1 protein-coding gene is annotated in these 8,353 nt (G+C 61.1%); it reads left to right on the top strand.

The genetic code is table 11. The features are described from left to right. The first annotated feature begins 5 nt into the window (after positions 1–5). A complete protein-coding gene (locus AC1D0P_RS17695) occupies positions 6–8,336 on the top strand; it encodes a calcium-binding protein (protein WP_477677946.1) in 8,331 nt (2,776 codons plus the stop codon). The last annotated feature ends 17 nt before the right edge of the window (positions 8,337–8,353 follow it).

Raw genomic sequence — 8,353 nt, 5'->3', positions numbered from 1 at the left:
ACTACATCGACGCCGGGGATGGCGACGACTATGCCGAAGGCAATGGTGGAAACGACAGCCTGAAGGGCGGCAATGGCGCCGACCAGTTGTGGGGCGACGCCGCGCTGCCCAAGCTGGACGGAGAGTTTCACGGAACTGATTTTCTGGATGGAGGCGCCGGCGACGACCAGTTGGTAGGGGGAGGGAAAAGCGATACCTTATATGGCGGAACGGGCAATGACCTTCTATGGGGTGACGACTCCGGCGAAGAGGGCGACGATAACCATATCCCCGGAAATTTCCATGGCGACGACTACCTCGATGGCGGAGAAGGGGATGACCAGCTGCAGGGTGATGGTGGGGACGACACCCTGATCGGTGGCAGCGGAAAAGACAAGCTTTTTGGCGATGACATTGAAAGCCGCCTGGAGGGTGAGTTTCACGGGGAGGATTACCTGGAGGGCGGGGACGGAGACGATTACGCTGAGGGTGGCGGTAACGACGACACGATTCTTGGCGGTAAAGGCGACGACATACTCTGGGGCGATGCCCTCGAGAGCAAGATCAGCCTTGAACTTCACGGCGATGACTACCTCGATGGCGGTGAAGGCGCGGACAAGCTCTACGGCGGTGGCGGCGATGACATCCTGCTCGGCGGTGACGGCGACGACACCCTGTATGGAGAGGCGGGCGACGACCACCTCGAAGGCGGCGCCGGCGACGACATCCTGATGGGTGGTGACGGCGACGACACCCTGATCGACACCGAAGGCAACAACACCTTCGACGGCGGGGTGGGCGATGACAGCATCACCGTGGGTGACATGGACAACAACCTGCAGGGGGGCGAGGGCAACGACACCCTCATAGCCGGAGACGGGGATAACACCCTCGACGGTGGCTCGGGAGCCGACCAGCTCACGGCGGGCGACGGCGACAACACCATGAACGGCGATGAGGGCAACGACACCATCACCTCAGGCTCGGGCAACGATACCCTGAACGGCGGTGAAGGTAACGATTCACTCTCCGCCGGCGACGGCAACAATRCCTTGAGTGGCGATGRGGGCAAYGACACCATTACCTCGGGCTCGGGCAACGACGCCCTGAATGGCGGTGAAGGTAACGATGTGCTCACAGCCGGAGACGGCAACAACACCGTGCAGGGCGGCGACGGCAACGACAGCCTGACCTCAGGCGCGGGCACCGACAATCTGAGTGGTGGCAACGGCAACGACACGCTGCATGCGGGTGGCGGCAATGACGTGCTGAGCGGCGGTAACGGCGACGACATGGTGTATGGCGACGGCGGCGATGACCTGCTGTACGCCAGCCGCGGCAATGACACGCTGGCCGGTGGTGACGGGTTGGACACGTATGTGCTCGGCTACGGTGCCGACCGCAATACCGTAGTCGATGACTCCGCCGAAGGCTCCATCATCAAGCTGGGTGCCGCGGGCATGAAGTTTGAAGACCTGACCGCCGTGCGCCGCGCCAATGACCTGGTGGTCGAGGTGCGAGGCACCTCGGCATCCATGCGCATCAAGGACTATTACGCCTCCACCCAGACGTCGTGGGTGTTTGAGGACGCGCAGGGCAACACCACCACGGGTGAGGCGCTCGTAGCGGCCAGCCAGACCGATTGGGCCCAACTGCAGGCAAACCTGCTCAAGGATTTCCAGTCCAGCTCATTTGGTTCGATTTCACGGGGTTACTCCGACGGCGGGTACACGCAGCGGGTGGACGGCTCGTGGTTCCGGGCCGACAGTTACGCCGTGGACATTTCCAAAACCTATGGCAAGAGGACGGAGTATTTCAAGAACCTCTCGGGTGTCACGTCTTCCTACGTTTCTGTTGAGGGATGGGACGGGGACCTGCCGTCGCAGCGAGCCACGGACACAACTGCCATGATCACTTTCCAAACGAACGTGGTTGCCAGCGGCACCGATACGCTTCAGGCCTACAACTACTCCTCCAGCTTCCAAAACGCATGGAGCGCGGTGCACTGGACAAAAGACTCCAGCAGCCACTTTGGATCGGAGTGGCAAGCTGAGTACGGGACCGATGGGTCTGGTTCGGTGAGCCTTAACGGCTACACGCGGGTTGACGTCGATACAGACTACTACACAGGTACAACCAATCAGTTGACCTTCCAGGACCCAGGACCAGCCGCACAAGCCGGCAACCTGCCGGGCTATGTTGCGGTCGACTTCCTGCACCAGCAATTCGCCTACAACCTTGGCCCTTCGATACTGGCCGACGGTGACCAGACGGTATCGGCCGACGGCTACTCAGCCGTGATAGGCGGCATCGGCAACAACACCATTTATGGGGCCGGCTTTGCCTATGGTGGTACCGGTAATGCGCAGTTGATAGGCGGTGGAACGCTGATGGCCGGTACTGGCGATCAGTACCTGGAGAATGGGCGCATCATGGTGGTCGGGGACGGCCACGATACGGTGGTGGGTGGTGGCCAAATTCTGGTCAATCCCGATAACCTGGGCATAGATCTCATAGGCCAGGACTTCGACTGGGAGAACGACAACGCTAGCCATGGTCAATCCGAGGTGATCGATGCGATTTACCAGGCGATGGGATATGGAGATTGGGCGCGGATGTACCAGCACGGCGGAAAATTCAATCTTGTTTTTGGTGAAGGCTATGGAAAATATTACGATTCCATAGAGGATGCGCGCGCAGCCTTCGTTCCCAGCGAATATTGGCCGACGTTCGACATTGCAATGGCGGACCCCTACACGAGGTGGAGTTATGTGGAGCCTTTGACGGTGCTGTACAAAACGCCGTACACCCGTGTGGAAGATGAGTTGGTGGCCAGCGACTACTATGACTCGCATCCTCTGGCGGTCACCATGCTGACGGCGAACGATTTCGCGGTGCTGCAGCCGCTGCTGGATGACAGTGTGATTTCTGCGAGTGTCATCACCTTCGGCCCCGGGCTTGTGCTGGCGGACTTGACCCTGTCCTGGGGGGAGGCTGTCGCGCCTCTTGACGGTGTCACGCACGTCACGCTCGACATCCTGTGGGGACCGGACCAAGGCATACGCATCCTGATGCCGCGCAGCGGCGATGCGCTGAACAGCGTGGCGCAGCAGTTTGAATTCGCCGACGGCTCGGTCAGCACCCTGCTGGACCTGATCGCCCTGGCGCCGCCCGCGCCGGACTTTGACACTGGCTACTCGCGGATTTTTTCGGGTATGGGCGAGCAGAGCGTGGATGCGGCCGACGTGGCGGGCATTCGCGCGGCGGTCGCTTCCGCCGGCGAGCTCAAGGTCGAGAGCGATGGCGTGGACCTGCTGATCTCGATCATTGGCAGCAGCGGCGACAGCCTGCGAATCAGCGGCTGGTATGCCGACTCCGGCGCTATGCCGCAGGCCATTTTGTTCACCTCAGGCGGCGCGGTGCTTTCCGCGGCCGCAATGACCAGCCAGGGCTTGCTCAAGGATGGCAGCGCCGGTGACATGGATCTTTATGGCGTGCCCGGCTTTTCCACCACCTTTATCGCCGGGCCGAATACCCGTATGACGGGCAATTCGGGCATGGACATCTATGTCTATAACCCGGGCAGCGGCGAGGTGCACATCACCGACCCGGGCGGCGGCGCCGTGCGCTTTGGCAGCGGTGTTAGCGCCGCGGCCACCTTGGGCCTGGGCGAAGGCTCACTGCTGATCAAGCTGGCCGGCCAGGGCGAAATCATCCACCTGGAAAACTTCGACCCCAACGACGCAGAAAACTTCTCAAGCGTACTGGATCTCCAGTTTGCCGACGGCAGTGTGCTGAACCTGCAGGACCTTATCGGCCAGGGCTTCGACCTGTCGGGCACCTCCGATGCCGACACCATGACCGGCACAAGCGTGACCGATCGCATGCTCGCCGGCGCGGGCGACGATGTGCTGCAAGGCGGCCGGGGCGACGACACGCTGGGAGGCGGGGCCGGCAGCGATGTCTACCTCTTCAGCCGCGGCGACGGCCTGGATACGGTCAATGAAGACGATTCAACGGCCGGCAATGTCGACACCATCCGCTTTGACGACACCGTCAGCGTGGCGGACGTCAGGGTCAGCCGCGAAGGCCTCAACCTTTACCTGAGCATGGACGGCAGCACGGACCGCATCGAGATCAGCAACTGGTTTGCCGACGGCGCCGACACGGTGGAACAGGTCGAGTTCGCCGACGGAACGGTGTGGAACAAGGCGGACCTGGAAGCCAGGTTGCCGACGCTCATCACCGGAACCGAAGGGGATGAGGAACTGAACGGCTCTGATGCCTTCGAGATCCTTGACGGCCAGGCCGGCAATGACTTGCTGAGCGGCGGTGCGGGCAATGACGTCTACCTGTTCAAGCGTGGTGACGGCCAGGACATCATCGATGAGTATGACGAGACCCTGGGCAACATCGACGCCATTCGCTTTGACAGCGGCATTTCAGCGGCCGATGTTCGGGTCACGCGTGATTCCTATGGGCATCTGTTCCTGGGCATAGACGGCACCCAGGATCGCATCCAGCTCAGTTCCTGGTTCGAAAGCGAGGCCTACCAGGTCGAGCGTGTTCTGTTTGCCGACGGTACGGTGTGGAAACAGGAAGACCTGGCTGCCATGGCCCAGTTTGGCCCCTCTGAAGGCAGCGACTACCTGGAAGGAACTGAGGACGGTGAGTTCCTGCTGGGCTTGGGCGGCGCCGACGAGCTGTACGGCCTGGGTGGCAACGACATCATCGCGGGCGGCAGCGGTAACGACGCCTTGTACGGCGGGCAGGGCGATGACCTCCTGGACAGCGGGACTGGCGACGACTGGTTGAACGATGAGGGCGGCAATGACGTATACCTGTATAGCCGAGGCGACGGCTCGGACCGCATCGATGACTACGATGAAACGAGCGGCAATGTCGACACCTTGCGCTTCTACGACGGCACGATTTCCGCCTCCGACATCAAGGTCACCCGAAACGTTGAGGACTTGTACCTGGACATCGCCGGCACAAGCGACAGGATCACCCTCGGCGGCTGGTTCATAGGCGGGGGCAGCAGCCAGATAGAGCAGATCGAGTTTTACGACGGCACCGTGTGGAACGCCGCCATGCTTGAAAGCCTGGTGGTGTTGGGCGATGCCAGCGAAAGCAGCGACGAGCTGGTGGGCACGTCCGGCGACGACACGATCAACGGCCTGGACGGTGACGACGATCTGATGGGCGTCGGCGGCGACGACACGTTGGATGGCGGCGCCGGCAATGACTACCTGACTGGCGGCGCGGGTAGCGACGTCTACCTCTTTGGCCGCGGCTCAGGCGTGGACCTGATCGGCGAGTTCAACGAAACCGCGGGCGGTATCGATACCCTGCGCTTTGACAGCACTGTAGAAGTGGCTGATATCACGGTCACACGTGATGAAGCCGGCACACTGACTTTGAGCATCAACGGCACGGACGATAAGGTGCAATTCAACAACTGGTTTGCCGACAATACCGATCAATTCAAACAGGTGGAGCGGGTTGAGTTCGCCGACGGCACCGTGTGGGACCAGCAGGCCTTGGCGGCCGCCGTGTCAACCGTAGTCACCCCGACAGTCCTGGGTACAGCCGGAGACGACACACTGGGAGGCACAAGCGCAGCGGACGTGTTTGACGGGCAAGCCGGCAACGACCTGCTGGACGGAGGCGAAGGTAACGATGTCTACCTCTATAAACGCGGAGACGGTTCGGACACCATCCGCGAATACGATTCACTGGCCGGTAACGTTGATACCGTACGTTTCGACAGTTCGGTGACGGCGTCGGACGTCAAGGTGACCCGCGACGGCTCTCATCTGTACCTGAATATCAAGGGAAGCTCGGACCGAATCACGCTGCAATATTGGTTTGACACCGGCAACAACAATGCCTTCAAGATCGAGCAGGTCCAATTTTCCGACGGCACGGTGTGGGGCACCTCGGCCCTGGCAGCAATGGCGGTATTTGCGGGCACGGCGGGTGATGATGTCCTGATGGGATCCATGCTTGGCGACGTGTTTGACGGTGGCACCGGCAACGATGCGCTCTATGGCAATGGAGGCAACGACGTGTACCTCTACCAGCGTGGGGACGGCTCGGACTCCATTGGGGAGTCCGATGACACCGTGGGCAATATCGACACCCTTCGCTTCGGCGATGCGGTGCTGGCGAGCGATGTCAAGGTCACCCGTGATGCCTGGCATCTCTATCTGCATATCGAGGGAAGCTCTGATGTGATCACGGTCAGGAACTGGTTCTTTGATGAGAGATACCGGATTGAGCAAATCGAGTTTGCCGACGGCACGGTGTGGGACAAGGCCCAGGTGACAGCCTTGGTGGCGGCTGCCGTGCTTGCCGGCACCAGCGGCGACGATTATCTGTGGGGAACCGCGGATGTTGAGACGATGGAGGGTGGGACCGGAAACGACACGCTTCGCGGAGAAGGCGGTAACGACGTGTACCTCTACAAACGGGGCGACGGCACGGACACCATCACGGACCACGATGTGTCGGCCGGCAATATCGACACGGTCCGCTTCGACGGGTCCGTGGCGGTGRCGGACATCAATGTRACTCGGGACCARGCCAATCTGTACCTGAACATAACRGGCACGACGGACCGKATCATCCTGAGCAACTGGTTTGACGGSGATGCCGACAAGGTCGAGCGYGTCGAGTTCGCAGACGGTACGGTATGGAACCAGAGCGACTTGCTGGACTTGAGCATTGTTCGCGGCACGGCGGGAGACGACTCTCTCTCGGGCACCGGAGGTGACGACATACTGCAGGGGCAAGGCGGCAACGACTTGCTGGACGGCGGTCTTGGCAACGACGTCTACCTCTACAARCGYGGGGACGGCTCGGACACCATCAGCGATTACGAYTCCCTGACCGGCAACGTTGACACCKTGCGYTTCGACAGYTCGKTGGCTGCTGCRGAYATCAGGGTAACCCGYGATAACAAYCATCTGTACCTGAACATCAACGGTACCTCGGACCGGATCACGCTGCGATACTGGTTTGACGGCAACAACAACAACGCCTTCAAAATCGAGCAGGTCCAGYTTGCCGAYGGCACKGTGTGGGATACCTCTGCCCTGRCCGCGATGGCGGTGTTTRGCGGGACGGCGGGYGATGATCTCGTGATGGGGTCRATCCTYGGCGACGTGATCGATGGCGGCGCCGGCAACGACACGCTCAACGGCAATATCGGCAATGACGTGTACCTGTACAAGCGCGGGGATGGCTCGGACTTCATTACCGAATACGACACCACGGTTGGCAACATCGATACCCTCCGCTTCGACAGCTCCGTGACGGCCGGCGACATCAAGCTCAACCGCAACAACTGGGATCTTTTCCTGAGCATAGACGGCACGACGGATGTGATCACGCTTGCCAGGTGGTATTTGAACGATGCCTACAAGATCGAGCAAGTCGAGTTTGCTGACGGCACGCTGTGGAGCAAAACCGACTTCGCCGCGATGGCAGCAGCGGTAGTGTTTGGCGGAACCCAGGGTGATGACTACATGATTGGCGCCACCAGCAATGACATGCTGAAGGGGCTTGGCGGCAGCGACATGCTCGATGGCGCCGGCGGCTTCGATGTGCTCGAAGGCGGTGCAGGAAACGACCAGCTCGCGGATGGCAATGGCAGCAATTACCTCAATGCAGGAGCCGGCGTCGACCATTTGAGCGGCAGCGCCGCCGCCGCGGACCTCTTTATAGGTGGCAGCGGAAACGACGTGGTCAGCCTCGGCAACGGGAAAGACCTCGTCGCCTTCAATGTCGGTGACGGCCAGGATACGGTGTATGCGAGCGGCGCCTCCATGGGTCCGGACGACACCGTCAGCCTGGGCGGCGTCGGCCTTGACTACGCCAAGCTGAGCCTGGAAAAGAGCGGTAACGACCTGATCCTCAAGCTCAGTGACACCGACCAGCTGACCTTCAGCTACTGGTACGGCAGCACGGCCAATCAAAGCGTGCTGAACCTGCAACTGGTGGCAGAAGCCATGGCGGCCTTTGATGCGAACTCCAGCGACCCACTGCTCAACAAAAAGGTGCAGACCTTTGACTTCCAGGGACTGGTCGGCGCGTTCGATGCAGCGCGTACGGCCACGCCAGGGCTGAGCAGCTGGGCACTGAGCAACGGGCTCACGCAGTTCCACCTGGCCGGCAGCGACAGCGAAGCACTGGGCGGCGACCTGGCCTACCACTATGGCGCGGACGGCACGCTGGCCGGCATGGGCCTGGGCAAGGCGCAGGACGTGCTGACGAATGCGCAATTTGGTGTGCAGGCGCAGGCCATCCATTCGACGGTGAGCTTGCAGGAAGGGCTGGTTCGCCTCGGCTAATGGGGACGACATAGAAA

It is taken from the genome of Polaromonas sp. P1_G2, from assembly GCF_056405515.1.
Note: the sequence above shows the minus strand (reverse complement) of the source record. Positions and strands in the feature narration are given on the sequence as shown.